Annotated in this window: 28 protein-coding genes; 17 read left to right on the top strand and 11 right to left on the bottom strand. The window is 73.2% G+C overall.

Going from position 1 to position 26,023, the window contains the following annotated elements; genetic code table 11:
* The first annotated feature begins 172 nt into the window (after nucleotides 1-172).
* On the top strand, nucleotides 173-1,393 hold the full coding sequence (locus ABZ783_RS00785; RefSeq protein ID WP_357433374.1) for a S8 family peptidase: 1,221 nt from the start codon (nucleotides 173-175) through the stop codon (nucleotides 1,391-1,393).
* A 109-nt stretch (nucleotides 1,394-1,502) separates the two neighbouring features.
* On the top strand, nucleotides 1,503-2,078 hold the full coding sequence (locus ABZ783_RS00780; RefSeq protein ID WP_357433372.1) for an HhH-GPD-type base excision DNA repair protein: 576 nt from the start codon (nucleotides 1,503-1,505) through the stop codon (nucleotides 2,076-2,078).
* 104 nt (nucleotides 2,079-2,182) lie between these two features.
* On the opposite strand, the gene ABZ783_RS00775 is transcribed toward ABZ783_RS00780, so the two are convergent.
* Both ABZ783_RS00775 and ABZ783_RS00770 read right to left on the bottom strand, forming a co-directional pair.
* A complete protein-coding gene (locus ABZ783_RS00775; protein ID WP_357433370.1) occupies nucleotides 2,183-2,494 on the bottom strand; it encodes a hypothetical protein in 312 nt (103 codons plus the stop codon).
* Nucleotides 2,484-2,795 carry a hypothetical protein gene (locus ABZ783_RS00770; RefSeq protein WP_357433368.1) on the bottom strand — a complete coding sequence of 104 codons (312 nt, stop codon included), beginning with the start codon at nucleotides 2,793-2,795 and terminating at the stop codon, nucleotides 2,484-2,486. The genes ABZ783_RS00775 and ABZ783_RS00770 overlap by 11 nt, the downstream gene beginning before the upstream one ends.
* A gap of 105 nt (nucleotides 2,796-2,900) precedes the next feature.
* Here ABZ783_RS00770 and ABZ783_RS00765 point away from each other — a divergent pair, with 105 nt between their 5' ends.
* Nucleotides 2,901-3,251 carry a DUF3099 domain-containing protein gene (locus ABZ783_RS00765; protein WP_357433366.1) on the top strand — a complete coding sequence of 117 codons (351 nt, stop codon included), beginning with the start codon at nucleotides 2,901-2,903 and terminating at the stop codon, nucleotides 3,249-3,251.
* Between the two features lie 35 nt (nucleotides 3,252-3,286).
* Here ABZ783_RS00765 and ABZ783_RS00760 read toward each other — a convergent pair whose 3' ends face one another.
* Both ABZ783_RS00760 and ABZ783_RS00755 read right to left on the bottom strand, forming a co-directional pair.
* Nucleotides 3,287-4,186 carry a sugar kinase gene (locus ABZ783_RS00760; RefSeq protein WP_357433364.1) on the bottom strand — a complete coding sequence of 300 codons (900 nt, stop codon included), beginning with the start codon at nucleotides 4,184-4,186 and terminating at the stop codon, nucleotides 3,287-3,289.
* Nucleotides 4,187-4,199: 13 nt separating this feature from the next.
* Nucleotides 4,200-5,135 carry a pseudouridine-5'-phosphate glycosidase gene (locus ABZ783_RS00755; RefSeq protein WP_357433362.1) on the bottom strand — a complete coding sequence of 312 codons (936 nt, stop codon included), beginning with the start codon at nucleotides 5,133-5,135 and terminating at the stop codon, nucleotides 4,200-4,202.
* Nucleotides 5,136-5,222: 87 nt separating this feature from the next.
* Here ABZ783_RS00755 and ABZ783_RS00750 point away from each other — a divergent pair, with 87 nt between their 5' ends.
* The 3 genes from ABZ783_RS00750 (at nucleotide 5,223) to ABZ783_RS00740 (ending at nucleotide 8,037) form a co-directional block, all read left to right on the top strand.
* Complete coding sequence (locus tag ABZ783_RS00750; RefSeq protein ID WP_357433360.1) at nucleotides 5,223-5,441, top strand: DUF3039 domain-containing protein; 219 nt, start codon at nucleotides 5,223-5,225, stop codon at nucleotides 5,439-5,441.
* A gap of 40 nt (nucleotides 5,442-5,481) precedes the next feature.
* Entirely contained in the window at nucleotides 5,482-6,132 is a 651-nt protein-coding gene (locus ABZ783_RS00745) for a trimeric intracellular cation channel family protein (protein ID WP_357433358.1), read from the top strand.
* A gap of 180 nt (nucleotides 6,133-6,312) precedes the next feature.
* Nucleotides 6,313-8,037 carry a DEAD/DEAH box helicase gene (locus tag ABZ783_RS00740; protein ID WP_357433356.1) on the top strand — a complete coding sequence of 575 codons (1,725 nt, stop codon included), beginning with the start codon at nucleotides 6,313-6,315 and terminating at the stop codon, nucleotides 8,035-8,037.
* Nucleotides 8,038-8,218: 181 nt separating this feature from the next.
* Here the strand turns inward: ABZ783_RS00740 and ABZ783_RS00735 are convergent, their stop codons facing one another.
* Nucleotides 8,219-8,452, bottom strand: a complete 234-nt coding sequence (locus ABZ783_RS00735) for a hypothetical protein (RefSeq protein WP_073835435.1) — start codon at nucleotides 8,450-8,452, stop codon at nucleotides 8,219-8,221.
* 247 nt (nucleotides 8,453-8,699) lie between these two features.
* Entirely contained in the window at nucleotides 8,700-10,310 is a 1,611-nt protein-coding gene (locus ABZ783_RS00730) for an RNA polymerase sigma factor (protein WP_357433354.1), read from the bottom strand.
* 285 nt (nucleotides 10,311-10,595) lie between these two features.
* Here ABZ783_RS00730 and ABZ783_RS00725 point away from each other — a divergent pair, with 285 nt between their 5' ends.
* The gene (locus ABZ783_RS00725) at nucleotides 10,596-11,417 is read left to right on the top strand and encodes an inositol monophosphatase family protein (RefSeq protein ID WP_357433353.1); all 822 of its coding nucleotides are present in this window, start codon (nucleotides 10,596-10,598) and stop codon (nucleotides 11,415-11,417) included.
* Here ABZ783_RS00725 and ABZ783_RS00720 read toward each other — a convergent pair whose 3' ends face one another.
* Nucleotides 11,418-11,936 (bottom strand): LytR C-terminal domain-containing protein, encoded by a 519-nt coding sequence (locus tag ABZ783_RS00720; RefSeq protein WP_357434283.1) that lies wholly within the window; start codon nucleotides 11,934-11,936, stop codon nucleotides 11,418-11,420.
* Nucleotides 11,937-12,371: 435 nt separating this feature from the next.
* On the opposite strand from ABZ783_RS00720, the gene ABZ783_RS00715 reads away from it, so the two are divergent.
* Both ABZ783_RS00715 and ABZ783_RS00710 read left to right on the top strand, forming a co-directional pair.
* The gene (locus tag ABZ783_RS00715) at nucleotides 12,372-12,668 is read left to right on the top strand and encodes a DUF4193 domain-containing protein (protein ID WP_073835372.1); all 297 of its coding nucleotides are present in this window, start codon (nucleotides 12,372-12,374) and stop codon (nucleotides 12,666-12,668) included.
* Nucleotides 12,669-12,966: 298 nt separating this feature from the next.
* A complete protein-coding gene (locus ABZ783_RS00710; protein ID WP_357434282.1) occupies nucleotides 12,967-13,692 on the top strand; it encodes a hypothetical protein in 726 nt (241 codons plus the stop codon).
* A 112-nt stretch (nucleotides 13,693-13,804) separates the two neighbouring features.
* Here the strand turns inward: ABZ783_RS00710 and ABZ783_RS00705 are convergent, their stop codons facing one another.
* Nucleotides 13,805-14,299 carry a DUF3093 domain-containing protein gene (locus ABZ783_RS00705; protein ID WP_357434281.1) on the bottom strand — a complete coding sequence of 165 codons (495 nt, stop codon included), beginning with the start codon at nucleotides 14,297-14,299 and terminating at the stop codon, nucleotides 13,805-13,807.
* Between the two features lie 92 nt (nucleotides 14,300-14,391).
* On the opposite strand from ABZ783_RS00705, the gene dut reads away from it, so the two are divergent.
* The 4 genes from dut to ABZ783_RS00685 all read left to right on the top strand — a co-directional run bounded on the left by dut (nucleotide 14,392) and on the right by ABZ783_RS00685 (nucleotide 16,852).
* Nucleotides 14,392-14,889, top strand: a complete 498-nt coding sequence (gene dut, locus ABZ783_RS00700) for a dUTP diphosphatase (RefSeq protein ID WP_357433351.1) — start codon at nucleotides 14,392-14,394, stop codon at nucleotides 14,887-14,889.
* Between the two features lie 25 nt (nucleotides 14,890-14,914).
* Nucleotides 14,915-15,598, top strand: coding sequence for a DUF3710 domain-containing protein (locus ABZ783_RS00695; RefSeq protein WP_357433349.1), 684 nt, complete (start codon nucleotides 14,915-14,917; stop codon nucleotides 15,596-15,598).
* Between the two features lie 193 nt (nucleotides 15,599-15,791).
* On the top strand, nucleotides 15,792-16,172 hold the full coding sequence (locus ABZ783_RS00690) for an OB-fold nucleic acid binding domain-containing protein (protein WP_357433347.1): 381 nt from the start codon (nucleotides 15,792-15,794) through the stop codon (nucleotides 16,170-16,172).
* Nucleotides 16,169-16,852, top strand: a complete 684-nt coding sequence (locus ABZ783_RS00685; protein WP_073835376.1) for a DUF3159 domain-containing protein — start codon at nucleotides 16,169-16,171, stop codon at nucleotides 16,850-16,852. Before ABZ783_RS00690 ends, ABZ783_RS00685 begins: the two co-directional genes overlap by 4 nt.
* Nucleotides 16,853-16,902: 50 nt before the next feature.
* Here the strand turns inward: ABZ783_RS00685 and ABZ783_RS00680 are convergent, their stop codons facing one another.
* Both ABZ783_RS00680 and ABZ783_RS00675 read right to left on the bottom strand, forming a co-directional pair.
* Nucleotides 16,903-17,592: a TrkA family potassium uptake protein gene (locus tag ABZ783_RS00680; RefSeq protein ID WP_073835377.1), complete on the bottom strand. Its 690-nt coding sequence runs from the start codon at nucleotides 17,590-17,592 to the stop codon at nucleotides 16,903-16,905.
* A 3-nt stretch (nucleotides 17,593-17,595) separates the two neighbouring features.
* Complete coding sequence (locus ABZ783_RS00675) at nucleotides 17,596-18,261, bottom strand: TrkA family potassium uptake protein (protein ID WP_357433344.1); 666 nt, start codon at nucleotides 18,259-18,261, stop codon at nucleotides 17,596-17,598.
* A 158-nt stretch (nucleotides 18,262-18,419) separates the two neighbouring features.
* Here ABZ783_RS00675 and ABZ783_RS00670 point away from each other — a divergent pair, with 158 nt between their 5' ends.
* The 4 genes from ABZ783_RS00670 to uppS all read left to right on the top strand — a co-directional run bounded on the left by ABZ783_RS00670 (nucleotide 18,420) and on the right by uppS (nucleotide 24,720).
* Nucleotides 18,420-20,474, top strand: a complete 2,055-nt coding sequence (locus tag ABZ783_RS00670; RefSeq protein WP_357433342.1) for an APC family permease — start codon at nucleotides 18,420-18,422, stop codon at nucleotides 20,472-20,474.
* Nucleotides 20,471-21,712, top strand: coding sequence for a TRAM domain-containing protein (locus tag ABZ783_RS00665; RefSeq protein WP_357433340.1), 1,242 nt, complete (start codon nucleotides 20,471-20,473; stop codon nucleotides 21,710-21,712). The genes ABZ783_RS00670 and ABZ783_RS00665 overlap by 4 nt, the downstream gene beginning before the upstream one ends.
* 118 nt (nucleotides 21,713-21,830) lie before the next feature.
* Nucleotides 21,831-23,777, top strand: a complete 1,947-nt coding sequence (gene dxs, locus ABZ783_RS00660; protein ID WP_357433338.1) for a 1-deoxy-D-xylulose-5-phosphate synthase — start codon at nucleotides 21,831-21,833, stop codon at nucleotides 23,775-23,777.
* A gap of 160 nt (nucleotides 23,778-23,937) precedes the next feature.
* A complete protein-coding gene (gene uppS / locus ABZ783_RS00655; RefSeq protein ID WP_357433336.1) occupies nucleotides 23,938-24,720 on the top strand; it encodes a polyprenyl diphosphate synthase in 783 nt (260 codons plus the stop codon).
* A gap of 67 nt (nucleotides 24,721-24,787) precedes the next feature.
* On the opposite strand, the gene ABZ783_RS00650 is transcribed toward uppS, so the two are convergent.
* The gene (locus ABZ783_RS00650; RefSeq protein WP_357433334.1) at nucleotides 24,788-25,981 is read right to left on the bottom strand and encodes a hypothetical protein; all 1,194 of its coding nucleotides are present in this window, start codon (nucleotides 25,979-25,981) and stop codon (nucleotides 24,788-24,790) included.
* Nucleotides 25,982-26,023: the final 42 nt, after the last annotated feature.

The following is a 26,023-nucleotide window of genomic DNA, read 5'->3' as shown; positions in this document are numbered from 1 at the left end:
ATCCTGCCTCTCCGGCGGCGCCGATCGCCCGGCACCCACGAGATCCATACCGCGCGACGAATTGATTGGAGGTTATCTCTTTCATGACTGTCGATGCCTGGCTACGATCTCCCCCAACATCTTCGATGGGTGCCCGAGTCGCGAGCGCGGGCGCCCGGTAGGGAGCCAGACGATGTCCGACGTGTCCGTTCCTCGGCGTCGCGCGCTGCGCGCGCTCGCCGTCACGGCCGCCGCCGCGGCCCTCGCCGCCGCCGCCTCCACCCCCGCCCTCGCCGCGCCGACCGGCGACGTTCGCTACGCCGGCGCCCCGGACGCCATCAGCGGCAGCTACCTGGTGGTGCTCAAGGGCGACGCGGTCGGCGCCGCCAACAGCCTCGCCGCCCGCTCCGCGGTCCCGGACCGCGCCGCCGCCCTGGCGAAGCGCTACGGGGGCAACGTCGGCACGGTCTGGAGCGCCGCGCTGACCGGCTACAGCGCGACGATGAGCGCCGCGCAGGCCCGCCGGCTCGCCGCCGACCCGGCCGTGGCGTACGTCGAGCAGGACCGGGTGGTGACCACCCAGGGCACCCAGACCGGCGCGACGTGGGGGCTGGACCGGATCGACCAGCGCAACCTGCCGCTGAACAGCACCTACACCTACCCGAACACGGCCACCAACGTGCGGGCGTACATCATCGACACCGGCATCCGGATCACGCACAGCGACTTCGGCGGCCGGGCCAGCTGGGGCACCAACACGGTGGACACCAACAACACCGACTGCAACGGCCACGGCACGCACGTCGCCGGCACGGTCGGCGGCAACACCTACGGCGTCGCCAAGGGCGTCCGCCTGGTCGCGGTGAAGGTGCTCAACTGCGCCGGCAGCGGCAGCACCACCGGCGTGGTGAGCGGCGTCAACTGGGTGACCGCGAACGCGGTCAAGCCGGCCGTGGCCAACATGAGCCTCGGCGGCGGCGCCAGCACCAGCCTCGACAACGCGGTGGCCAACTCGATCGCCTCCGGCGTCACGTACGCCATCGCGGCCGGCAACTCCAGCGCCAACGCGTGCAGCTACTCGCCGGCCCGGGTCGCCTCGGCGATCACCGTCGGCGCCACCACCAGCACCGATGCCCGCGCCTCGTACTCCAACTACGGCTCCTGCCTGGACATCTTCGCGCCTGGCTCGTCGATCACCTCGGACTGGAGCACCAGCGACACGGCCACCAACACGATCAGCGGCACCTCGATGGCCACGCCGCACGTGGCCGGCGCGGCGGCGCTCGTGCTCAGCGCCAACCCGTCGTACACCCCGGCGCAGGTGACCAGCTACCTGACCACCAACTCCACCGCCAGCAAGGTGACCAACCCCGGCTCCGGCTCGCCGAACCGACTGCTGTTCGTCGTCAACTGACGACCCGCCCGCCCGCGGCCCGGTGGACCTCACCCCTGTCCACCGGGCCGCGTCGCGTGGCGCGGGGAGTCGGCTCGGCGCGCGGCGGCCCGACCGGCAGGATGGAGGCATGACGCTCTCCCTGCCCATCGACCCGCAGGCCAACGAACTGCTGGCCCGCAGCCCGCTCGCGCTGCTCCTCGGCATGGTGCTCGACCAGCAGGTGCCGATGGAGAAGGCGTTCTCCTCCCCGTACGTCCTCGCGCAGCGGCTGGGCCACGAGCCGGACGCCCGGGAGCTGGCCGGGTACGCCCCGGAGGCCCTGGTCGCCCTCTTCGCCCAGCCGCCGGCCCTGCACCGGTTCCCCAAGGCCATGGCGGCCCGGGTCCAGGAGGTGTGCCAGGTCCTGGTCGACCGGTACGACGGCGACCCGGCCCGGCTCTGGTCCGACGTGACCGACGGCCGGGAGCTGCTGCGCCGGGTCGGCGAGCTGCCCGGCTTCGGCAAGCAGAAGGCGCAGATCTTCGTGGCCCTGCTCGGTAAGCGGTTCGGCATCACCCCGGACGGCTGGCGGGAGGCCGCCGGCGGGTACGGCGACGCGGAGGCGTACCGGTCGGTGGCCGACGTGACCGATCCCGAGTCGCTGCGCCGGGTCCGGGAGTACAAGCAGCGGATGAAGGCGGAGGCGAAGGCGGCGAAGAGCTGACGCGGGGCCGGCCGCCGGAGCAGCCCGCGCCGCCGATCTGACGGCCGGCCGCACCGGCCGCGTCAGGCAGCGTCGGGGACGTGGTCAGGCGGGCCGGACGGCGGTCAGGCGGCGGTCGGGCGGGAGAGCGCGGCGAGCGCCCGCCGGACGTCGGCCAGGGAGACCGTCGCCGAGTCGTCCAGGTCGGCCAGGCCGGCCTCGATCCACTGCCGCATCAGCGTGGTCACGCCGATGCCGCGAGCCTCGGCGGCCGTCCGGACCCGTTCGTACGTCTCCAGCGGAAGGCGTACCGAGCGGCTGACCATCGGCACGTCGGTGTCGGGGATGGGCAGCTCCGCCGGCTGTGTCTCGTCGATCAGGTCGGCGAGGGCGTCGCCGCCGTCGTGGAACCGCTTGGTCGCCTCGTTACGGTGCATCGTGACCGCCTCCTCGTCGGCGTGATCTCCGTACCGCCTCGTCGTAGCGCTTGGCCTCGACGTCGCTCAGTTCGCGGGCGGAGAGGATGTCCCAGTCGTTGTCGGTGCCGTCCGCCTCGGCCAGCAGCACGGCGAGGCGTCGCCCCCGGTGGTCGGTCGCGTAGACCACCATCACGTCGTCCCCGAGGTGCCGGATGACCCGTCGCGTGCTGTGCAGGGCCTCCCAGACTTCCCCGGGCGTGACGTCGTAGACCCGCAGGTTGGCCAGCGCCTCGTCGGTGAAGCTGAACCGGTTGGCCATGGCCCGAGCGTACCACGCGCGTAACACGCGCCCGGCTCCAGGCGATTTTCGCCGATCATCCGCCCGGAGTGACAGGATGAGGGGTAACCCCTTGAGGAGGTCGTGGTGAAGCGTCAGGCGTACGAGCCGATCCTGATCACCGACGCCGCGCGCAGCCAGGACGACCAGCTCAACAGCCGGCAGAAGCGCTACGTGCTGATGATGGGCATCCGGGTCGCGTGCCTGGTGGCCGGTGCGATCCTGGTCGGCGCGAAGGCACCCCTGCTCTGGCTCTGGCTGCCGCTGTGCGGCCTCGGGATGGTGCTCATTCCGTGGCTGGCGGTGCTGCTCGCCAACGACCGCCCGCCGAAGGAGCAGCACCGGCTCGCCAACAAGCTGCACGCCCGGCACGAGACACCACCGATGGCGCTCCCGGCCGAGGAACGTCCGCACAAGGTCATCGACGCCGAGCCCTGACCGGTCCAGGCGCCCACACCCGGACCGGCCCGCCGTCAGGGGGTGGGGCGGGCGCCGACCGAGGAGACGGCGAGCGCGCCGAGGTCGCCGGCCCGGGACAGGGCCGCCCGCGGTTCGGCACCGCCCAGCCAGGCGAGGAGCAGCCCGGAGGCGAACGCGTCCCCGGCCCCGGTGACGTCCACCACGGGCACGCCGCGCGCGGGCGCCGTCTCCACGCGCCCGGTCCGGTCCACCCAGACCGCCCCGGCCGCGCCCCGCTTGACCACCACCCGGTGGGCCACCGCGGTCAGCGCCCGCGCCTGCGCCGCCGGGTCCAGCCCGCCGGCCAGCACGGTCGCCTCGTCCCTGTTGACCAGCAGCAGGTCGATGTCGCGTACCCAGGCCAGGAAGGCCGCCGCACCGACGCGCCGCAGCGGTGCCGCGGAGGCCGCGTCGACGCTGGTGGTCAGCCCGCGCTCGCGGGCGACGGCCAGCGCCCGCAGTCCCGCGCCGCGCGACCCGGCGTCGAGCAGGGGGTACGCGGACAGGTGCAGGTGCCCGGCGTCGGGCGCCGCCGCCAGGGCCCGGTCGACGTGCCCGGCGGTCAGCCGCAGGTTCGCCCCGCGCTGGCTGACCATGGTGCGGTCCCCGTCGTGGGCGAGCACGATCACGGTGCCGGTCGGGTAACCCTCGTGGCGCTCGACCGCGCAGGTCACCCCCCCCCGTGCCAACTCGGCGACCCGGTCCCGGCCCGCCTCGTCGTCGCCGGTCGCGGCCACCAGCGTGACGTCGGCACCCTGACCGGCCAGCCAGGCGGCGGTGTTGGCCGCCTGCCCGCCGCCGCTGAACCGGATCGCGGCCGCGGTGTCCGAGCCGGTCGCCAGGGGTCCGGAGAGCACCGCGACCACGTCGGTGATCACATCGCCGACGACGACGATGCCGGGTGCCCGGCTCATGCCGCCACCTCGCTCATGCCGGGGAATCGGTACGCCGGGCCGCCGCGGCGACCGCGATCCGTGCCGCCAGGTCGGCGTTGCGCAGGATGATCCGCACGTTCACCGCCAGGCTGGCGCCTTCGGTGGCCGAGTGGAAATGGGCGAGCAGGAACGGCGTGACGGCCTTGCCGGTCACCCCCTCGCGGGCCAGCATGGCCAGCCCCTCGGCGAGGGTACGGTCGTGCAGCGCCGGGTCGAGCTGCTGGTCGACCGGGAGCGGGTTCGCCACGATCAGCCCGCCCTGGTGCACGCCCTGCCGTTCCCGGGCGACGAGCACGTCGGCCACCTGCTCCGGCGACTCCACCGACCAGTCCAGGTCGAAGCCGGCGTCGGTGAGGTAGAAGCCGGGGAAGCGGCGGGTCCGGTAGCCGACCACGCTCACGCCCAGGGTCTCCAGCCGCTCCAGCGTGGCGCCCACGTCGAGGATCGACTTCACGCCGGCGCAGACCACCGCGATCGGCGTCCGGGCCAGGGTGACCAGGTCGGCGGACTCGTCGAAGGTCTGGGCCGCCTCTCGGTGCACCCCGCCGAGGCCACCGGTGGCGAACACCCCGATCCCGGCCGCCGCGGCCACCGCGCTGGTGGCGGCCACCGTGGTGGCACCGTCCGCGCCGGTCGCGGCGGCCACCGCGAGATCGCGTACGGACAGTTTGCTCACCCCGTCGACCGTGGCGAGCCGGGTCAGCTGCGCGTCATCCAGGCCGACGATCAGCTCGCCGGCGACCATGCCGATGGTGGCCGGGACGGCGCCCGCGTCCCGGACGGCCTGCTCGATCTGCCGCGCCACCAGCAGGTTGTCCGGCCGGGGCAGGCCGTGCGAGACGATGGTGCTCTCCAGGGCGACGATCGGGCGTCCGGCGCGCAGGGCGTCGGCCACTTCGGTCCCGAAATGGATGTGAAAGTTGGTCACTTCCGTTACGGTACGGGCCGCTCTTCGGTGACCTGCGGTGGACCGGCCACGGAGAAGCTGCCAAACTGGAAATTTGGAGGTGTAGCAGTGAGCACACAGGTTCTCGAGCGTCCCGAGGTGAAGGACGCCGACACCGGCCCGGAGATGTTCCACTACGTCCGCAAGGACAAGATCGCCGAGAGCGCGGTCATGGGCACGTTCGTCATCGCGCTGTGCGGGGAGACCTTCCCGGTCACCAAGGCGGCCAAGCCGGGTTCACCGGTCTGCCCGAAGTGCAAGGAGATCTACGACTCCTGGGGCGAGTGACCGCGGGCGGCTCCGCCGCCCGCCCACGTAACCTTCGCCGGTGACCACCTCCACCGCCCTGCTCGTCGCCGACCTCACCGGGGTTGCGGTCTTCGCCGCCTCCGGGGCCTCGGCGGCCGTGGCCAAACGGCTCGACCTCTTCGGGGTGGCCTTCGTCGGCGTCGTCGCCGCCCTCGGCGGCGGGATCTTCCGGGACCTGGTCATCAATGAGGTCCCGCCTCTGGCCTTCGCCGACTGGCGGTACGCGGTCACCGCGACGGCCACCGCCGCCGCCGTCTTCTGGCTGCACCCGCAGCTCGCCCGGCTGCGCACCACCGTGCTGGTGCTCGACGCGGCCGGTCTCGGGCTGTTCACCGTCACCGGCACGCTCAAGGCCCTCGACGCGCACGTCCCGGCGGTCGGCGCCTGCATGATCGGCATGCTCACCGCGATCGGCGGCGGTCTGGGGCGCGACCTGCTCACCGGCGAGATCCCGGTGGTGCTGCGCCGGGAGATCTACGCCCTCGCCGCGCTGGCCGGGTCGATCGTGGTGGCGCTGCTGTCGGCGTACGGACAGGCGCACACGGCCGGGCTGATCGTCGCGGCCGCCTTCGTCTTCGTGCTGCGGCTGGTCTCGCTGCGGCGGCGCTGGTCCGCCCCGGTCGCCGCACTGCGCCCGCCCCGCACCGGCACCCGCGGCCCGCAGGGCTGAGCCGCCACCGCGCGGGGTGGGCGGATGTGACCAGCGTGGCGTCGAGTGGGGAGAAAGGGCCCCGCTGGTTATGCTGAGTCGGCCTTCGCGGCTCGTTCTGCGCGGAGGCGTTTTCATGGGCGGCGGAACCCGTGGCCCTCGGCCGGGGCCCGCCGTCGTGCGGTCGGAGAGGAGCTACGCGTGGCACCGCGGTTGCCGGCGCTCGAGACGTTCCCGCCCCTGCGTGCCTGGCAACGCAAGGCGATGGTGGAGTACCTGCGCCGGCGCACCGAGGACTTCACCGCGGTCGCCACGCCCGGTGCCGGCAAGACCACCTTCGCCTTGCGGATCGCCGCCGAGCTGCTGAACGACGGCACCGTCGAGGCCGTCACCGTGGTCGCCCCGACCGAGCACCTGAAGACCCAGTGGGCGCAGGCCGCCGCCCGGGTCGGCATCCAGCTCGACGCCGCCTTCCGCAACGCCGACCTGCACTCCGCCGCCGACTTCCACGGCGCCGTCGTCACGTACGCCCAGGTCGGCATGGCACCGCAGGTGCACCGGCGGCGCACCATGACCCGGCGCACGCTGATCATCCTGGACGAGATCCATCACGCCGGCGACTCCCGGACCTGGGGCGACGGCGTCAAGGCGGCCTTCGAGCCCGCCGTACGCCGGCTGATGCTCACCGGCACGCCGTTCCGCTCCGACGACAACCCGATTCCGTTCGTCGCCTACGAGCGGGGCGGGGACGGCCTGCTCCGATCCCGCGCCGACTCCGTCTACGGCTACTCCGACGCGCTGCGCGACGGCGTGGTCCGGCCGGTGCTGTTCCTGGCCTACTCCGGGGAGACCCGGTGGCGCACCAACGCCGGTGAGGAGCTGGCCGCCCGGCTGGGCGAGCCGATGACCCAGGACCTCGTCGCGCAGGCCTGGCGTACCGCGCTGGACCCGGCCGGCGACTGGATGCCGCAGGTGCTGCGGGCCGCCGATGCCCGGCTGACCGTGCTGCGCAACGCCGGCATGCCCGACGCGGGCGGGTTGGTGATCGCCAGCGACCAGCAGACCGCCCGCTCGTACGCGAAGCTGATCGAGCAGGTGACCGGCGAGCGGGCCGCCGTGGTGCTCTCCGACGACCAGGGGGCGTCCGCGCGGATCGCGACGTTCGCGGCGTCCGAGCAGCGCTGGCTGGTCGCGGTCCGGATGGTCTCCGAGGGGGTCGACATCCCCCGGCTGGCCGTGGGCGTGTACGCGACCAGCGCCAGCACCCCGCTCTACTTCGCGCAGGCCATCGGCCGGTTCGTCCGGGCCCGGCGGCCCGGCGAGACCGCCTCGGTCTTCCTGCCCAGCGTGCCGCACCTGCTGGGGCTGGCCAGCGAGATGGAGGCCGAGCGGGACCACGTGCTCGGCAAGGCGAAGGACCCCGACGGCTTCGACGACGACCTGCTGGAGCGCGCCCAGCGGGACGACCAGGCCAGCGGCGAGCTGGAGAAGCGGTTCGCGGCGCTCTCCGCGACCGCCGAGCTGGACCAGGTGATCTTCGACGGCGCGTCGTTCGGCACCGCCGCCCAGGCCGGCACCCCGGAGGAGGAGGAATATCTCGGCCTCCCCGGGCTGCTCTCCGCGGATCAGGTCGCGATGCTGCTGAGCAAGCGGCAGGCCGAGCAGTTGGCCGCGCAGCGGCGCAAGGCCGCCCAGCGGACCGCTGAGCCGGCCGCCGAGGCGCCCGCGCCGTCGATGAGCGCCGCCCAGCGCCGGGTCGCGCTCCGGCGGCAGTTGAACGCGCTGGTGGCCGCCCAGCACCACCGGACCGGGCAGCCGCACGGCAAGATCCACGCCGAGCTGCGCCGGATCTGCGGCGGCCCGCCGAGCGCCCAGGCCACCATCGAGCAGCTCGAAGAGCGCATCGCCACCGTCCAAACCCTCTAACAACCACCGAGGCGACACTTTCGGGGAAAGTGGCCCATCAGGGCGCCGCGAGGGCCCACTCTCGGCGAAGCGCGCCTTGAGTACACACCCGTCCAGGTGCGGACATCGGGCCGAAAAAGCCGGCCGGAGGCACCTTTCGGTGCCTCCGGCCGGCTTATGTCGAGTTGCGGATTCCTCGGACTCAGTTCGCCATCAGATCGGCGCCACGCCAGCTGAACTCCGGGTCCGTCGCGTACCGCACGGTGATCTTCACGAGATCCTCCGCGTACTTGTTCGCGTGGTGCCCACAGAACACCAGCTCGCTCCCACCCGCCAGAGTGATCCGGAGCTTGCCGGCAGCATTGCAGCGGTCGCACCGTTCATCGGCGGCCGGGGGGCTCACCGTCTCGGGCGGCGGCGTGAGGGTCGGGGTCATCGCCTTCCTCCTCTGGTCGTCACCGATGAACACTCTCTTCGGTCCTTGCTCACCTATCGTGCAACACCTAGCTCGGGCCCTGCCTTCCCTGTGTGCCCGCGGGGGACCGAGGTCACACCTGGCGCGGAAGACAGTGTGCCGTGCTTCAAGGGTGCCACGTCAACGATCACAAACAGGCAACCGACCGATCACCAATGAGTGTTCTACGGCTGGTGATCAAACCGACACGACTGGTTGACGCGTGCGGTCAGTCCAGGTAGTCGCGGAGCACCTGCGAACGCGAGGGATGCCGCAACTTGGACATGGTCTTGGATTCGATCTGCCGGATCCGCTCCCGGGTCACGCCGTACACCTGGCCGATCTCGTCCAGGGTGCGCGGCTGGCCGTCGGTGAGGCCGAAGCGGAGGCGTACCACGCCGGCCTCACGCTCGGACAGCGTCTGCAGGACCTGCTGGAGCTGGTCCTGCAGCAGCGAGAACGAGACCGCGTCGACCGCGACCACGGCCTCCGAGTCCTCGATGAAGTCACCGAGCTGGCTGTCACCCTCGTCGCCGATGGTCTGGTCCAGCGAGATGGGCTCCCGGGCGTACTGCTGGATCTCCAGCACCTTCTCCGGTGTGATGTCCATCTCCTTGGCCAGCTCCTCCGGGGTGGGCTCGCGGCCCAGGTCCTGGAGCAGCTCGCGTTGGATCCGACCGAGCTTGTTGATCACCTCGACCATGTGCACCGGGATGCGGATGGTGCGGGCCTGGTCGGCCATGGCGCGGGTGATGGCCTGGCGGATCCACCAGGTGGCGTAGGTGGAGAACTTGTAGCCCTTGGTGTAGTCGAACTTCTCGACCGCGCGGATCAGGCCGAGGTTGCCCTCCTGGATCAGGTCGAGGAAGGCCATCCCGCGACCCGTGTAGCGCTTGGCCAGCGAGACGACCAGTCGGAGGTTCGCCTCCAGCAGGTGGTTCTTGGCACGCTCGCCGTCCCGCGAGATCCAGAGCAGGTCGCGCTGCATGTCCCGGGTGAGCTTCTCCTCGCCCTCCTCGGCGGCGCGCAGCCGCTCGGCGGCGTAGAGGCCGGCCTCGATCCGCTTGGCGAGCTCGACCTCCTGCTCCGCGTTGAGCAGGGGCACCTTGCCGATCTGCTTCAGGTAGGCCCGCACGGAGTCGGCGGAGGCGGTCAGCTCGGCGTCGCGACGCGCCTGCTTGAGCGCCTCGGACTCCTCGTCGTCCCACTCGAAGTCGTTGTCGTTGGCGGAGTTGGCCGCGTCGGCCTCGGCGGCCTGGGTCAGCTCGGCCGGCTCGTCGACCACCACGTCCTCGATCTCGGCGGCCAACTCCTCCGGGTCGATGTCGCCCTCAGGGCCCTCGCCCTTCGACCCGGCCTTCGCCGGCTTCGCGGCAGCGGTCTTCGCCGCCACGGTCGCCTTGGTGGCCCGGGTCGCCTTGGTGGCCTTCGCCGGGGCGGCGGCGTTGGCGGCCACCTCCGCGGTGGTGCCGGCGGCCTTGCGCGCGGTCGCCTTCCGCGGGGCGGGCGTCGGGACCTCCTCGGCGGCCGGTGCCTGCTTCGGGGCGGGCGCGGCGGCCTTCTTGGTGGTCTTGGCGGTGGTGGCCCGGGAAGCCGGCGTGGCGGACCGGGCGGCGGCCACCCGGCGGCGGGTGCTGGCAGAGCCGTCCACGACCACCGTCACTCCCGCCTCGGAGAGCGCACGCAGGATCTTCTTGGCCTGGGCCGGGGTCACCTCAGCGGACTCGACGGTGCGCGCGAGCTGGGCCGACGTGAGCTGGCCGCCGGCGCTCTGCGCGTGGGCGATCAGGGTGTCGGTGAGCGAGCGAACGTCGGCGCCGGTCTGGCGGGGTTCTGTCACGAATGACCTTCCGGAGGCGAAGAGCGAGCACGGCCGGGTCGTCCGGCGCAGCACGGAACGCCGTGCCGGGCGAGTCGTTGAGGGACCCCCGTGTCCCGGGCCGGCCGGTCGCTGGCGGTCCGTGGCGCGTGGGCAGGGTGAATTGTAACGCCGTCTGCGGCGATCATCCCGCGCCGCACGGCGTATCGGCGGTATGGACCGCCGATTCGGCGCAGATGTGGACTTTGTAAGGATGATACCCGCGCTCGACCGGGCCGGTCCCGGTCGTGCGGGAAGGGGACGAACATGATCGGCTCGGCGCCCACTCCGCCGGAACTGCTGGAGATCGCGATCACGGTGGCCCGGGACGCCGCCGCCACCGCGCACCGGATGCGGGCCGAGGGGGTGTCGGTCGCCGCGACCAAGAGCACGGTCACCGACGTGGTCACCGCCGCCGACCGGGCCGTCGAGCGCCAGGTGCTGGCCGCCCTGCGTACGCACCGCCCCGGCGACGCGGTACTCGGCGAGGAGTACGGCGCGGGGGAGACCGGGCCGGCCGCCGACGGCGGGGTGCGCTGGATCGTCGACCCGATCGACGGCACGGTCAACTACCTGTACGGGCTGCCGTACTGCGCGGTGTCGCTGGCCGCGGAGGTGGCCGGCGAGGTGGTGGCCGGGGTGGTGCGCAACGTCGCCACCGGGGAGGAGTGGACGGCCACCGCGGGCGGCGGCGCCTGGCGGGACGGGGAGCGGCTGCGCTGTTCCGCCGAGACCGACCTGGGGCAGGCGCTGGTGGCCACCGGGTTCGGCTACGACGCCGGCCGCCGGGCGCACCAGGCCCGGGTGGTCGCCGAGCTGATCCCGCACGTCCGGGACATCCGCCGGATGGGCGCCGCGGCACTGGACCTCTGCCTGGCCGCCGAGGGGCGGGTCGACGCCTACTACGAGAAGGGGCTGGCCGCCTGGGACCTGGCGGCGGGCGGCCTGGTGGCGCGCGAGGCGGGACTGCGGGTGACCGGTCTGTCCGGGCGGCCGCCCGGACCGGACCTGGTGATCGCCGCGCCGCTGGCGCTCTTCGAGCCGCTGCACACCCGGCTCGCCGCCCTGGACGCCTCCGGCGGCCCCTGACTACTTGTCCTTCTCCGACGTCGGGCAGGTGCCGGTCGGGGCCTCCGGGGAGCCGAGGTCGCCGAGGGACTGGTTGACCTCGGTGGTCGTGGCGAGCTGCTGGAAGGCGTTGCCGAGGATCACGTCGACCGTGTCGTCCGTGCGCTTCGCGTCGTACTGCTGCTCGGCGTTGTCGAGGAAGTAGGCCCGCAGCAGGTGCGCGGAGCCGACTCCCTTCGGGCCGAACCGCAGCACGGCGACTTCGTCCACGGCCTTTGGGGCGTTGCCGACCTTCTTGACCTGGAACTTGCGGTTGCGGAAGTCGTCCGCGACGCTGCCGGCCCGGCCGACCTCGTCGGTTCCGTTGTAGACGTTGATCTTGACGTCCTTCGGCTCGCGCAGCGTGACGTCCGCCAGTGGCCAGCCCTTCGGGCAGCCCGCGGCGGTGCCCGCCTTGCCCTGGGTGTCGCGGACCATCGCGACGATGACGAAGACCAGGGCGACGACCGCCAGCAGACCGACGACAACGAGTGCGCGCACTCGTGCAAAGCTCATCTGGGCGCTCCCCGGTACAGAGATTGGGTGGTGGCCGTCGGCGGTCGGTCCGCCCCGCCGGCCGTCAAGTACGCCGCTGAGGTTAACGGTTGTCCGGCCGTGGCGTGGAAACAGCCCGACATGCCGGCGCGCCACCGAGGGAACGGGTAGTACTACCCCTATCTTCGTGTCGCCTGAGTCACATTGGGAACAACTTCGGGCGCAGGGGCGTACATCTCTGCCACGAGGGCGGTATACATGCCTCGCCCAATGGGGGGGTAAGGTTCCGCGCTCGCTGGGGTGTTCTTCTCTGGCGGACTCGGCCCACCGGTCGTCGGGTCGGGTGACCGACACAAAGTGGTGGCCGGCCAGTGGAACCGAAACAGCGTCCTCCGGCGTTACACCCGGAAGTGACCATATCGATATGGGAGAGTGAAACCGATGGCCACCGACTACGACGCCCCGCGTCGCGACGAGGTCGACCTCGGCGAGGACAGCCTCGAAGAGCTCAAGGCCCGGCGGGTCGACTCACAGTCGGGCGCCGTGGACGTCGATGAGGCCGAGGTGGCGGAGAGCTTCGAGCTGCCCGGCGCCGACCTGGCCGACGAGGAGCTCACGGTCAAGGTGCTGCCGATGCAGCAGGACGAGTTCCGTTGCGCCCGGTGCTTCCTGGTCCACCACCGCAGCCAGTTGGCGGTCGAGCGCAACGGCGAGCTGATCTGCCGCGAGTGCGCCTGATCACGACGTGTCCACCGGCGGCGGCCTCCTCGATGGGGCCGCCGCGGTCCGAGCCGCCGTGCGGCGGTGGCGGGAAGCTGCTTGACTCGTAACCGGCGGCTGTCACGCCGCCCAGAGACGGGAGGGCGGACGGGTGAGCGAGCACAGCGGGCGGGCCGGGGCACCGGACGCCGCCGGGACGGGCGCCCAGGGACCGACCGACCGGCCCGCCGAGCCGTCCACGCCGGCCGTCGGGGGAGCGGCCGAGCCCTCCGCGCCGGCGGCCGGGGGCGGTGACGCGGAGCAGCTCGGCGCGACCGTGGCCGCGCTGACCGCGGACGACATCGCCCCGGCCCGGCGCCGGCAGCTGCTCACCCGACTGGTCGGCCAGGCCCGTGCCCGTGGCCTCGCCGACCTGTTCAAGCCCAAGGCCGCGATCCGCTGGATCACGGACACGGTCGCCGAGGTCGCCCCGCACGTACCGGTCCGCGACCTGGCCACGCTCCGGCGGCACTTCCCCGGTCTGACCGACGACGAGCTGGCCGAGCGCCTGATCCGCAACGCCGCCCGGGCCACCGCCGGGGTCGGCGCGGCCGGCGGCGGGGTCGCCGCGGTCGAGTGGACGGTCACCCCGACCCTGCTCACCGCCCCGGTGCTGCTGGCCGCCGAGACGGTGGCCGTGGTCGCGATCGAGCTGAAGCTGGTCGGCGAGCTGCACGAGATCCACCGGGTGCCGCTGCCCACCGGCGGCACCCAGCGGGCCGTGGCTTTGATCCAGTCCTGGTCCAGCCAGCGGGGGATCAATCCGATGCTGCCCGGGGTCGGGGTGGGCGCGGTACTGGGCACCGCCGCTCGCCGGGAGCTGCGGGACAGGCTGCTGCGCCGCTTCGGCCGTAACCTGACCACGCTCGGTCCGTTCCTGACCGGTGCCGCCGTGGCCGGCTACCTCAACCGCCGGGCCACCCGGTCCCTCGCGGAGCAGCTCCGCAAGGACCTCCGCCGTAAGAGCCTGGAACTCCCCGGCTCCCGCCCCGCCCTGCCCTGAGCGCGCCGCGCCCGCGTGCCGCCCGGTCCGGCGCCTCAGGCGCGGAAAGCGGGGCTCTCCGGCGGGGCACAGCCACTCGTTCCGGGAATCTGCCCGCAGCAGGGGCGGTGGGTCAGGCGGCGTCGCGGGCGGCGAGGATCGCCGTGGCCAGCTCGACCGGGTGCCGGGTGCTGACCACCCAGAACGGGGTCGGGTCGGCCGGGTCGTCCAGCACCACCTGCACCGCGCCGCCGATCCACGGGCGCTGCACCACGAAGGCCAGCGGGTCCGACCCGACGCCGAGCACCTCGCGCCGGCCGGCGGCGTCCAGCGGGATCACGTCGGCGACGTACCGCACCGGGAGGCGGGCGTCGTCCACCCGCAGCTCGCCGTCGCGGATCGCGACCCGGATCCGGCCCAGCCACCAGAGAGCGACCAGGACCGCCGGGATCAGCAGCGCGAACGGCAGCCAGGACCGGACGCCCGTGGCACCCATCCAGAGCTCGGTGGCGAGCAGCCCGGCGACGGCGAGGCCGGCGGGCCAGGCCCACCACGGCAGCCCGAGCCGCTCCGCGTACTCGCGGGTGGCGGCCACCGGCGGGGTCGCGGCGGACGAGGACGACGACAGGCTCACAGTCCGAGGGTACGGCGCACGACCGGCCGGCCAACCGGCAGGATGGCAGGGTCACCCCCGCAAGGACCGGACGGAAGAGGAAGACCGTGACAGACGTCGTACCCGTGCCCGTACGGCAGCTCGATCCGGAGCTGCCGCTGCCGGCGTACGCCCATCCCGGCGACGCCGGCGCGGACCTGGTGGCCGCCGCGGACGTGGAGCTGCCGCCCGGCGGGCGCGCCGTGGTGCCGACCGGCGTGGCCGTCGCGCTGCCGGAGGGGTACGTCGGGCTGGTGCACCCCCGATCGGGGCTGGCGGCCAGGCTCGGCGTGACCGTGCTCAACGCGCCCGGTACGGTCGACGCCGGCTACCGGGGTGAGATCCTGGTCAACCTGATCAACCATGATCGGGAGACCCCGGCGAAGATCAGCCGGGGTGACCGGATCGCGCAGCTCGTCGTCCAGCGGGTCGCGCGGGCCGAGTTCCAGCCGGTGGCGGAGCTGCCCGCGTCCCGGCGCGGGACCGGCGGGCACGGGTCGACCGGCGGGCACGCCGGGCTGGTCCCGGCCCCGGCGAGCGGGCAGACGGAAGAGGTGGCAGGGTGAGTGTGAGCAGCGGAGGGCGGGCGCAGTGATCTTCTCCCGAAAGCGGGCCGGCGAGGCGCGGCACGCGCGTGACGAGCGGGCCGACGAGGTCCTCGACTCCCCGGCGACCGAGGAGTCGACCGCGTCGGCGGCGTCCCGGGGCCCGTACGACGTCTCCGAGGCGCCCGACGCGCCCCGGCTGGACCTGGGCAGCCTCCAGATCCCGGCGGTGCCGGACGTCGAGGTGCGGGTGCAGGCCGACCCGCAGGGCGTGATCCAGCAGGTCGTGCTGGTGCACGGCGACAACGCGCTGCAGCTGGGCGTCTTCGCGGCGCCGCGGTCCGAGGGCATCTGGGACGAGGTGCGCGAGGAGATCCGGCAGTCGCTGTACAACGACGGCGCGGCCGCCCAGGAGGTGCAGGGGGAGTACGGCACCGAGCTGAAGGCCCGGGTCCGCACCCCGGACGGGCTGACCGACCTGCGCTTCGTCGGCATCGACGGCCCGCGCTGGATGGTCCGCGGCGTCTACCAGGGCGAGGCGGCCAACAACCCGGCCGTCGCCGGCCCGCTGGCGGCCTGTCTCGACGGCCTGGTGGTGGACCGGGGTCAGGAGGCCAAGCCGGTCCGCGAGCCGCTGCCGCTGCGGCTGCCCCGCGAGGTGGCCGAGCAGCAGGCGGTCGAGCAGCAGGCGGCCACGCAGCAGGCCGCGCCGGGGCAGCGCGAGGCCTGAGCCGTATCGCCCGGGCCCGGCCCGTCGGCTCCCGTCGACGGCGTCGGGCCCGTCGCGTGTCCGGCGCCGTCCGGGGCGGACGCCGCCTCCGCGGACCGGCCGGATCGGCGTACGCTGGCGGGACGGTTCCGCATCCCGGGGCCGAGCCAGTGCCGGCGCGGCCGGCCAGCGTGGAGAGGGTGACGCGGAGGTCATGACGACCGACGAGAGCCGGGTGTCGCTGCGACGGCTGCTGCATCGGCTCACCGCGAGCGAGGCCGAGATCGAGGCGCAGGAGCTGCGCCGAGAGAGCGCGGAGTCCGGCGGCATGCCGGCCCAGCAGTGCCTGCGGGGCCAGGTGGTGTCGATCAACGGGCGGCTCCGCACGGTGGTCTACACGCCCCGGACCAACCTGCCGACGCTGGAGGCCGACCTCTACGACGGCAGCGACGTGGTCACCCTGGTCTGGTTGGGCCGGCGGCACATCGCCGGGATCGAGCCGGGTCGGCACCTCACCGCCCGCGGCCGGCTGGCCGTCCGGGACGACCGCAAGGTGATCTACAACCCGTACTACGAGCTGGAGTCGCCGAAGTGACGACCGGACAGCATCGGTCCGCCGGGCCGGAACTCGGGCCGGAGGACGACGAGCGCCTGCCCAGTCTCGCCGAGCAGATGGCCGACCAGCTCGGCGGCTGGCGGGGCCTGGTCGAGTCGAGCATCCCCGTGGTGGTCTTCGTGATCGCCAATGTGCTGGGCGAGCTGCGCCCCGCGGTGATCGCCTCGGTGGCGGTGGCACTGCTGATCGCCGGACTGCGCCTGGCCCAGCGCCGGCCGATCCGGCACGCGGTCAACGGGCTGGTCGGCATCGCCATCGGCGCCGCCATCGCCTGGCGGACCGGCGACGAGCGGGACTTCTACCTCCCCGGCATCCTCTACGGGATCGGCTACGGGCTGGCCCTGCTGCTGTCGGCCGCCATCAAACAGCCGCTGGTGGGCTGGATCTGGTCGGTGCTGGTCGCCCGGGGCCGCTCGGAGTGGCGGGACGACCCGCGGCTGGTGCGCACCTTCACCCAGCTGACCGTGCTCTGGGGCGTGGTGTGGCTGGCCAAGGTGGGCGTGCAGGCGGGGCTCTACCTGGCCCACCAGGACACCCTGCTGGGCGTGGCCCGGCTCGCCCTGGGCTACCCGCCGTACGCGCTGCTGCTGCTGATCACCGTCTGGGTGGTGCGCCGGGTGACCCGGGAGACCACGCGGACGCCGCTGCCGGGCGCCTGAGCCCGCCGGCCGTACCGGAACCCCCGGCCGGCGGGACCGAACGGCTGCCGTCAGGCGCCGTCGCGGGTGCGCTCGACGCTGTCCGGCCCGAGGATCACCGCCCGGACCTCGTCCTCCACCGCGGCCGTGCACACGAAGACCAGCTCGTCGCCGGCCTCGATGGGGTCGTCCGGGCTGGGCACCAGCACCCGCTTGCCGCGCAGGATCGCCACCAGCGCCGCGTCGCGGGGGATCGGCACGGCGTGGATCGGCTCACCGACGTACGGCGCGGTGGGCGGCAGGGTGATCTCGACCAGGTTCGCCTCGCCCTGCCGGAAGGTCATCAGCCGGACCAGGTCGCCGACCGTGACCGCCTCCTCCACCAGGGCGGCCATCACCCGCGGCTTGCTCACCGCGACGTCGACGCCCCACTGCTCGGTGAACAGCCACTCGTTCTCCGCCCGGTTGACCCGGGCGACCACGCGGGGCACCGCGAACTCGGTCTTGGCCAGCAGCGACACCACCAGGTTGACCTTGTCGTCACCGGTGGCGGCCACCACCACCTCGCAGCCGGCGATGTTGGCCTCCTCCAGGCTGGCCAGCTCGCAGGCGTCGGCGAGCACCCACTCGGCGGCCGGCACCCGGTCCGGCCGGAGCATCTTGGGCTGCCGCTCGATCAGCATCACCTGGTGCCCATTGTCGATCAGCTCCTGGGCGATGGACCGGCCCACGTTGCCCGCGCCGGCGATGGCGATGCGCATGGCTCAGTGCCCCCCTTCCGGCGGCGTGGCCGCCACCGAGGTGACCGACGGGATGATGTCGTCGGTCACCAGCATGAAGACCTGGTCGCCCTCCTGCACCACGGTGGAGGCGGTGGGCAGCGTGCCGATCCCGAACCGGATCAGGTACGCGACCCGGGCCCCGACGGCCTCCTCCAGCTCCCGCAGTGACCTGCCGATCCAGTCCTTGTGCACCGGCACCTCGATGATCGACACGGTGCTCGTCGGGTCGCGGAAGATCTCGACGTTGCCCTCGGGGACCAGGTGCCGCAGCATCCGGTCGGCCGTCCACCGGACGGTGGCGACGGTGGGGATGCCCAGGCGCTCGTAGACCTGTGCCCGGCGCTGGTCGTAGATGCGGGCGGCCACCCGGGAGACGCCGAACGTCTCCCGGGCCAGCCGGGCCGAGATGATGTTGGAGTTGTCGCCGCTGGAGACCGCCGCGAAGGCGTCGGCGCGCTCGATGCCGGCCTGGCGCAGCACCTCGCCGTCGAAGCCGGCGCCGGTGACAGTGATGCCGGCGAAGTCGGGGCCGAGGCGGCGGAACGCGTCCGCGTCCTGGTCGATCACCGCCACCGAGTGCCCCCGGGACTCCAGGCTGTGGGCGAGGGTCGACCCGACCCGGCCGCAGCCCATGATCACGACATGCACGGTGTCCGCTCCTCCCACGGTCCGCCCGGCGGACCCGTCGACTGCGAGCCTGCCACGTCCCCGTTGCCGGCGGGGAGCCGACCGTACCGCGCGGACCTGCGCGAGGGTGATCAGCCACCCCCACCGCATTCTCTGGACTGGTCGTACCCTTGGCGGTTGTGGCCAGACCCACCTCGCTGCTGAAGCGACTCCTCGTCGGTCGACCGTTCCGGTCCGACCGCCTCCAGCACACCCTGCTGCCGAAGCGCATCGCGCTGCCGGTCTTCGCCTCGGACGCGCTCTCCAGCGTCGCGTACGCGCCCGACGAGATCCTCCTGACGCTCTCCATCGCCGGCGCGTCGGCGTTCTTCTTCTCGCCGTGGATCGCCCTCGCGGTCGTCGTGGTGATGCTCACCGTCGTGGCGAGCTACCGGCAGAACGTGCACGCCTACCCCTCCGGCGGTGGCGACTACGAGGTGGCCACGGTCAACCTCGGCCCCCGCGCCGGCCTGGCGGTGGCCAGCGCGCTACTGGTCGACTACGTGCTCACGGTCGCGGTCTCGATCTCCTCCGGGGTGGCCAACCTCGGCTCCGTGCTCCCGTTCGTGGCCACCCACAAGGTGCTGATCGCGGTCATCGCGGTGGCGCTGCTCACCGCGATGAACCTGCGCGGCCTGCGCGAGTCCGGCACGGCGTTCGCCATCCCCACCTACGGCTTCGTGATCGTGATCGGCGGCATGCTGCTCACCGGCCTGGTCCGGATCTTCATCCTCGGTGACGAGCTGCGCGCGCCCAGCGCCGGCCTGGAGATCCAGGCGGAGCACAGCGTCACCGGGTTCGCCCTGATCTTTCTGCTGTTGCGGACCTTCTCCTCGGGCAGCGCCGCGCTCACCGGTGTGGAGGCGATCTCCAACGGGGTGCCGGCGTTCAAGGCGCCGAAGAGCCGCAACGCGGCCACCACCCTGCTGCTGCTCGGCGTGATCGCGGTGAGCATGCTGTTCGGCATCATCTGGCTGGCCCGGCTGACCGGCCTGCAGTTCGTCGAGTCCCCGAGCCAGATCGTCGCCGGCCCGCCCGGGTACGTGCAGAAGACCGTCACCACCCAGCTCGGCGAGGCGGTCTTCGGCAACGGGGTGCTGCTCTACGTGGTCGCCGGGATGACCGCCCTGATCCTGTTCCTGGCCGCCAACACCGCCTTCAACGGCTTCCCGGTGCTCGGCTCGATCCTGGCCCAGGACCGCTACCTGCCCCGCCAGCTGCACACCCGCGGCGACCGGCTGGCCTTCTCCAACGGCATCGTCTTCCTCGCCGTCTTCGCGGTGGTGCTGATCGTCGGCTTCCAGGCCGAGGTGACCCGGCTCATCCAGCTCTACATCGTCGGCGTGTTCGTCTCGTTCACGCTCTCCCAGGCCGGCATGATCCGGCACTGGAACCGGCACCTGCGCACCGAGCGGGACCCGGAGGTGCGCCGCCGGATGGTGCGGTCCCGGGCGATCAACGCCTTCGGCATGGCGCTCACCGGCACCGTCCTGATCATCGTGCTGATCACCAAGTTCCTGCTCGGCGCCTGGATCGCGATCGCCGCGATGGCGGTGATCTACCTGCTGATGCTGGCCATCCGCCGGCACTACGACCGGGTCGCCGCCGAGCTGGAACCGACCGAGACCCGGGGTGTGCTGCCCGCCCGCAACCACGCCATCGTGCTGGTCAGCAAGCTGCACCAGCCGACGCTGCGGGCCATCGCGTACGCCCGGGCGACCCGGCCGGACACGCTGACCGCGGTGACCGTGAACGTGGACGAGAAGGACACCCGGAACCTCCAGGCCGACTGGGAGCGGCGGGAGCTGCCCGTGCCGCTGACCGTGATCGACTCCCCGTACCGGGAGATCACCCGGCCGATCCTAAACTTCGTCGCCTCCACCCGCCGCGAGTCGCCCCGCGACGTGGTCACCGTCTTCATCCCCGAGTACGTGGTGGGCCACTGGTGGGAGAACCTGCTGCACAACCAGAGCGCGCTGCGGCTCAAGGGCCGGCTGCTCTTCGAGCCGGGGGTGATGGTGACCAGCGTGCCGTGGCAGCTCGCCTCGACCGCCAACAAGAACCTGGACCGGCTGGACGCCAACCTCAGCCGTGGGCCGGCGCGCGGACCCCGGGTGGCCCCACGCAGCACCCTGCCACCCACCGTCCCGCCAGTGGCCCCCGCCCCGCCCGGCGAGAGCGGAGACCGCGCGTGACGGCGCCGGTCGACGGGCGGCGCGGGCTGGAGGAGGCCGAGCGGGTCGAACTGACCGTGGCCGCGGTCGCCCCGGGCGGGCACTGTGTGGCCCGGGTCGACGGCCAGGTGGTCTTCGTCCGGCACGCGCTGCCCGGGGAGCGGGTGGTCGCCGAGGTGACCGAGCTGCACCGGGGCTTCGCCCGGGCCGACGCGGTCGAGGTGCTGGCGGCCTCCCCGGACCGGGTCGAGCCACCCTGCCCGTACGCGAAGCCGGGCCGCTGCGGCGGCTGCGACCTGCAGCACGTCGCCCCCGACGCCCAGCTCGTCTGGAAGACCGCGGTGGTGCGCGAGCAGCTCACCCGGCTCGGCGGCCTCACCGACCCGCAGGTCGACGCGCTCGGCGTCCGGGTCGAGGCGCTGCCCGGCGGGCCGCTGGGCTGGCGCTCCCGGGTCCGGTACGCCGTCGACGGCGCCGGCCGGGCCGGGCTGCTCAAGCACCGCTCGCACGAGGTGGTGCCGATCGACCGCTGCCTGATCGCCCACCCGGCGATCCAGGAGCTGCCGGTGCTCGCCCCCGCCGGGGCCCGTTGGCCGGACGCGGACGCGGTCGAGACGGTCGCCGCCTCCGGCGGGGACGTCAGCGTCACGGCGTACGCCCAGGGCGTGCCCACCCCGGTGAGCGGCCCGGCGGTGGTCCGCGAGGTGGCCGCCGGCCGGGCGTGGCGGCTCCCCGCGTCCGGTTTCTGGCAGGTCCACCCGGCCGCGGCGGACACCCTGGTCGGGGCGGTCCTCGACCTGCTCGACCCGCGCCCCGGCGAGACCGCCTGGGACCTGTACGGCGGGGCCGGGCTGTTCGCCGCGGCCCTCGCCGGCCGGGTCGGCGCGGCCCGGGTCACCCTGGTCGAGTCCGCCGAGCCAGGCGTGGCCGCGGCCCGGGAGAACCTGGCCGACCTGCCCGCCGTGGAGGTGGTCGCGGCCCGGGTGGAGACCGCGCTGGCCCGCCGCCGGATCACCGGCCCGGTCGACCTGGTGGTCCTCGATCCGCCCCGCTCCGGCGCCGGCGCGCCGGTGGTGCGGGACATCGTCGCCGCCGGCCCGCGGGCGGTGGCGTACGTGGCCTGCGACCCGGCCGCCTTCGCCCGGGACGTGCGCACCTTCACCGGCCTGGGCTGGCGGCTGGCCGCGCTGCGCGGCTTCGACCTGTTCCCGATGACCCAGCACGTCGAGCTGGTCGGCCTGCTCCTGCCGTCGTCCTGAGCCAGGCCGGCGGGCCAGGATCCCCGCCGGCCGGCGGGGGCCTTCGCACCCCCCGATCCGGCTGCCGTGATCCACGGCCGAGCTGCGGGCTGTCGGGCGGCCGATAGACTCTTCGGTCATGAGTGTTGAAGAGGGCACGGCCAACCGCGGCCGACTGCTGGGCACCGTCCGGGGCCCGCAGGACGTGAAGCGGATGACCGCCGAGCAGCTGGACATCCTCGCCGCCGAGATCCGTGACTTCCTGATCGCCAAGGTCTCCCGCACCGGCGGGCACATCGGGCCCAACCTCGGTGTGGTGGAGCTGACCCTGGCGATGCACCGGGTCTTCGACTCGCCGCGGGACCGGCTCCTGTTCGACACCGGCCACCAGGCCTACGTGCACAAGATCATCACCGGCCGGCAGGAGGGCTTCGACAAGCTCCGCCAGCGCGGTGGCCTCTCCGGCTACCCCAGCCAGGCGGAGAGCGAGCACGACCTGATTGAGAACTCGCACGCCTCCACCGCCCTGTCGTACGCCGACGGGCTCGCCAAGGCGTACGCGCTGCGCGGCGAGCGGCGCAGCGTGGTCGCCGTGGTCGGCGACGGCGCGCTGACCGGCGGCATGTGCTGGGAGGCGCTGAACAACATCGCCGCCGCCGGCAACCCGCTGGTGATCGTGGTGAACGACAACGGCCGGTCGTACGCGCCGACCATCGGTGGCCTCGCCGACCACCTCTCCTCGCTGCGGCTCAACCCCGGCTACGAGAAGGTGCTCGACACCGTCAAGGAGGCCCTCGGCTCGACCCCGCTGGTCGGCAAGCCGATGTACGAGGTGCTGCACGCGGTCAAGAAGGGCATCAAGGACGCGGTCGCGCCGCAGGCCATGTTCGAGGACCTCGGCATCAAGTACGTCGGCCCGGTCGACGGCCACGACGTCGCCGCGGTCGAGTCCGCGCTGCGCGCGGCGAAGAACTTCGGCGGCCCGGTGATAGTGCACGCGGTCACCCGCAAGGGCTACGGCTACCGCCCGGCCGAGGAGGACGAGGCGGACTGCCTGCACGGCCCCGGCGGCGCCTTCGACGTCGAGACGGGTCAGCTGGTCGCCGCGCCCTCGGTGAAGTGGACCCACGTCTTCGCCGACGAGCTGGTCAAGATCGCCGACGAGCGGCCGGACGTGGTCGGCATCACCGCCGCGATGGCCGAGCCGACCGGGATCGCCAAGCTGGCCCGCAAGCACCCGAAGCGGGTGTACGACGTGGGCATCGCCGAGCAGCACGCCGCCACGTCGGCGGCCGGCCTCGCCATGGGTGGCCTGCACCCCGTGGTGGCCGTCTACGCCACGTTCCTCAACCGGGCCTTCGACCAGGTGCTGCTGGACGTGGCGATGCACAAGCTGCCGGTCACCTTCGTGCTGGACCGGGCGGGCATCACCGGCCCGGACGGCCCGAGCCACTACGGCGTCTGGGACATGTCCGTCTTCGGCGTGGTGCCCGGCCTGCGGATCGCCGCCCCCCGCGACGCCGGCAGCCTCCGCGAGGAGCTGCGCGAGGCGGTCGCCGTGGACGACGGCCCGACGATCGTCCGCTTCCCGACCGGCACGGTGGCCGCCGACCTGCCGGCCGTGCGCCGGGTGGGTGCGGTGGACGTGCTGGCCGAGTCGGCGCGTACCGATGTGCTGCTCGTCGCGGTCGGCTCCTTCGGCCAGCTCGGCATGGAGGTCGCCGCCCGGGTGGCCGAGCAGGGTTACGGGGTCACCGTGGTGGACCCGCGCTGGGTCCGCCCGGTCCCGGCCGAGCTGGTCGAGCTGGCCGCCGCGCACCGGCTCGTGGTCACTGTCGAGGACGGTGTCCGGGTCGGCGGCGTCGGCGACGCGCTCGGCCAGGCCATGCGGGACGCCGACGTCCGGGTGCCGCTGAAGGACCTGGGGGTGCCGGCCGACTGGCACCCGCACGGCACGCGGGCGCAGATCCTGGCCGACCTGGGCCTGACCGCGCAGAACGTGGCCCGCGACGTCACCGGCTGGATCTCCGGCCTGGACGCCCAGCCCGTCGAGCCGGCCGCCTCCGAGGCCACCGCCAAGAACTGACTCGGCACGCGAGTGGGTGGTCCGGCACAAGGCCACCCACCGCAGCTAGGGAAGATCTTGGTAGGAAGTGGTCCCTCCAGGGTCATTTCCTACCAAGATCGCAGTGTGACCCGAAGGTGCACGGGCGGCAGCAGGGGCCCGCGCGTGGTTTCATCTGGTCATGATCGAGCCCGTTCGTCGCATGGCCTATCAGCTGTACGCCCGCCGCCTGCGAGCGCAGTTGGCCGACGTCTCACTGCCTCGGCACGTTGCCATGGCAATGGACGGGAACCGGCGGTGGGCCAGGCAGATGGGCTTCGACGACCCACGACTGGGGCACCGGTACGGGGCGGAGCACATGCACGAGGTGCTGGCCTGGTGCGCCGAGTTGAGCATTCAGCACGTCACCCTGTTCGTCGCCTCCGTCGACAACGTACGCAAGCGGGCCTCCGACGAGGTGGAGCACCTGATGCGGATGATCGAGGAGGTGGTGGCGGAGCCACTGCTGCGGCCGGGCAACCCGTGGCAGCTTCATGTGGCCGGCCGCCCGGACGTGCTGCCCGACTCGACGCGCCACGCACTGAAGCTGGCCGAGGAGGCGACCGGTGCGCGCGGCGGCAACTTCCATCTCACAGTGGCCGTCGGCTACGACGGCCGCGAAGAGATCGTCAACGCGGTCCGTTCACTGCTCGAGCAGGAGGCGCAGACCGGCGCTACCGTCGATGACGTCGCGCAGCGCCTGACGGCCGAGGACATCGCGGCGCACCTGTACACCGGCGGCCAGCCCGACCCGGATCTCGTCATCCGCACGAGTGGAGAACGCCGGATGTCGGGCTTCCTGCTCTGGCAGGCCGCCTACTCCGAGTTGTACTTCTGCGACGTGTACTGGCCCGGCTTCCGGAAGGTCGACTTCCTTCGCGCTCTGCGTTCCTATGCGGCACGCAGCCGGCGATTCGGCGGATGATTATCACGAGAGTCGACCACCCAGGAGTACGGGCGGGTGGCCCAGGCGGGCGCTCGGGGCGCGAAGGTCAGCGTCCGCCCACGGATCGGTACCAGGTCTTTTCAGTGCCGGCCAGGCTGAACGTCTGACGAGAGTCCGGCTGCGGCATTACCACCAGGCCCGGCCGGTCGACCAGGCGCGACGCCCCGGGCGGGGCGGCGAACGAGGTGTCCCGGCTGGCCCGCCAGGTCAGCACCGCGAGCGGCTGGCCCGGCATCGGCAGGTGGTACGCCTGCAGGGTGGTGAACCGGTCGGCGGCGGAGACCACCGGGGCGCCGCCGTCGCCCGGGCGGTAGACCAGCGCGGTCATCGTGCCGGTGGCGCTCTCCCAGGTGAGCTGCTGCAGGTCGCCCGGCTCGCCGCCGGCCAGCGCCACCTCGCCGAGCGACCGGACGGCGACCTTCGCCATCGGCCAGGACTCCGGCGCGGAGCGGGGCGCCAGCCGGTCGCCGATGCGGCGCGGCACGCTGCCGAACGGTCCGGTGGTTTCGGCGAGAACGCAGGTGTCCAGCCCGGCCAGGGCGCGCTTGCCGGTGCCGGTCTCGTCGCGTACCAGGGGATAGCGGGGGTCGGCGGTGGCCGTACCCAGGTCGAGGACACGGTCGGCGGCCCGGCCGCGCGGCAGCGACCGGGTGGGGCGCAGCGCCGCGGTCAGTTCCACGGCCCGGCAGGCCGGCACGGCGAGCGGCTCGGTGAGGCCGTCGGTGCTGGCCAGCGCGCGGCCGTCCGGCCCGAGCAGCCGCTCCACCCGGGCCGAGGTGAGGTAGCGCCGGCCCTGCGGGAGCCGCACCGGCAGCACGTCGGAGTAGACCAGGTAGCCGGGGTCGGTGTACTCGGTGGCGTGGGCGACCCGCCAGCGGTCCTCGGCACGGTCGAGCTGCAGCAGCCAGGACGCGCTCTCGCCGGGCACGTCGGCGGCGACCAGGGCGAGCGGTGACCCGGCCACCTCGCCGGAGTAGAGGATGCCGGAGGTGGGCAGGTGGGCCCGGTCGTCGATCGGCGAACGCCAGTCCCGGACGGCCGCGCTGATGGCGGCGGTCGCGGTGGCGTCGCCGGCCAGGCTGCCGCGCGCCGGCCAGACGGTCAGCGGCCCGTCCAGGCTGTCGTAGCCGACCCGCAGGTCCGCCGACTGGCGCCCGGCGACGGGCCCGCACCCGGGTGCGGCCAGCAGCAGGGTCAGCAGCGCGGTGGCCACCGTGCCGCGTCGGCGGACTGAAGCCACCTGTACGCCCCCGATCGCGTCGTTGGTCGTGTTTGCGAGCCA

Origin of the sequence: Micromonospora sp. NPDC047738 (genome assembly GCF_040642675.1) — a bacterium.
Taxonomy (GTDB): Bacteria; Actinomycetota; Actinomycetes; order Mycobacteriales; family Micromonosporaceae; genus Micromonospora.
Note: the sequence above shows the minus strand (reverse complement) of the source record. Positions and strands in the feature narration are given on the sequence as shown.

Bases quoted from the DNA above. Each gene is read 5' to 3' on its own strand.
- ABZ783_RS00785 (WP_357433374.1), top strand. From the start codon at position 173: ATGTCCGACGTGTCCGTTCCTCGGCGTCGCGCGCTGCGCGCGCTCGCC.
- ABZ783_RS00780 (WP_357433372.1), top strand. From the start codon at position 1,503: ATGACGCTCTCCCTGCCCATCGACCCGCAGGCCAACGAACTGCTGGCC.
- ABZ783_RS00775 (WP_357433370.1), bottom strand. From the start codon at position 2,494: ATGCACCGTAACGAGGCGACCAAGCGGTTCCACGACGGCGGCGACGCC.
- ABZ783_RS00770 (WP_357433368.1), bottom strand. From the start codon at position 2,795: ATGGCCAACCGGTTCAGCTTCACCGACGAGGCGCTGGCCAACCTGCGG.
- ABZ783_RS00760 (WP_357433364.1), bottom strand. From the start codon at position 4,186: ATGAGCCGGGCACCCGGCATCGTCGTCGTCGGCGATGTGATCACCGAC.
- ABZ783_RS00735 (WP_073835435.1), bottom strand. From the start codon at position 8,452: ATGACCCCGACCCTCACGCCGCCGCCCGAGACGGTGAGCCCCCCGGCC.
- ABZ783_RS00725 (WP_357433353.1), top strand. From the start codon at position 10,596: ATGATCGGCTCGGCGCCCACTCCGCCGGAACTGCTGGAGATCGCGATC.
- ABZ783_RS00715 (WP_073835372.1), top strand. From the start codon at position 12,372: ATGGCCACCGACTACGACGCCCCGCGTCGCGACGAGGTCGACCTCGGC.
- ABZ783_RS00690 (WP_357433347.1), top strand. From the start codon at position 15,792: ATGACGACCGACGAGAGCCGGGTGTCGCTGCGACGGCTGCTGCATCGG.
- ABZ783_RS00680 (WP_073835377.1), bottom strand. From the start codon at position 17,592: ATGCGCATCGCCATCGCCGGCGCGGGCAACGTGGGCCGGTCCATCGCC.
- dxs (WP_357433338.1), top strand. From the start codon at position 21,831: ATGAGTGTTGAAGAGGGCACGGCCAACCGCGGCCGACTGCTGGGCACC.
- uppS (WP_357433336.1), top strand. From the start codon at position 23,938: ATGATCGAGCCCGTTCGTCGCATGGCCTATCAGCTGTACGCCCGCCGC.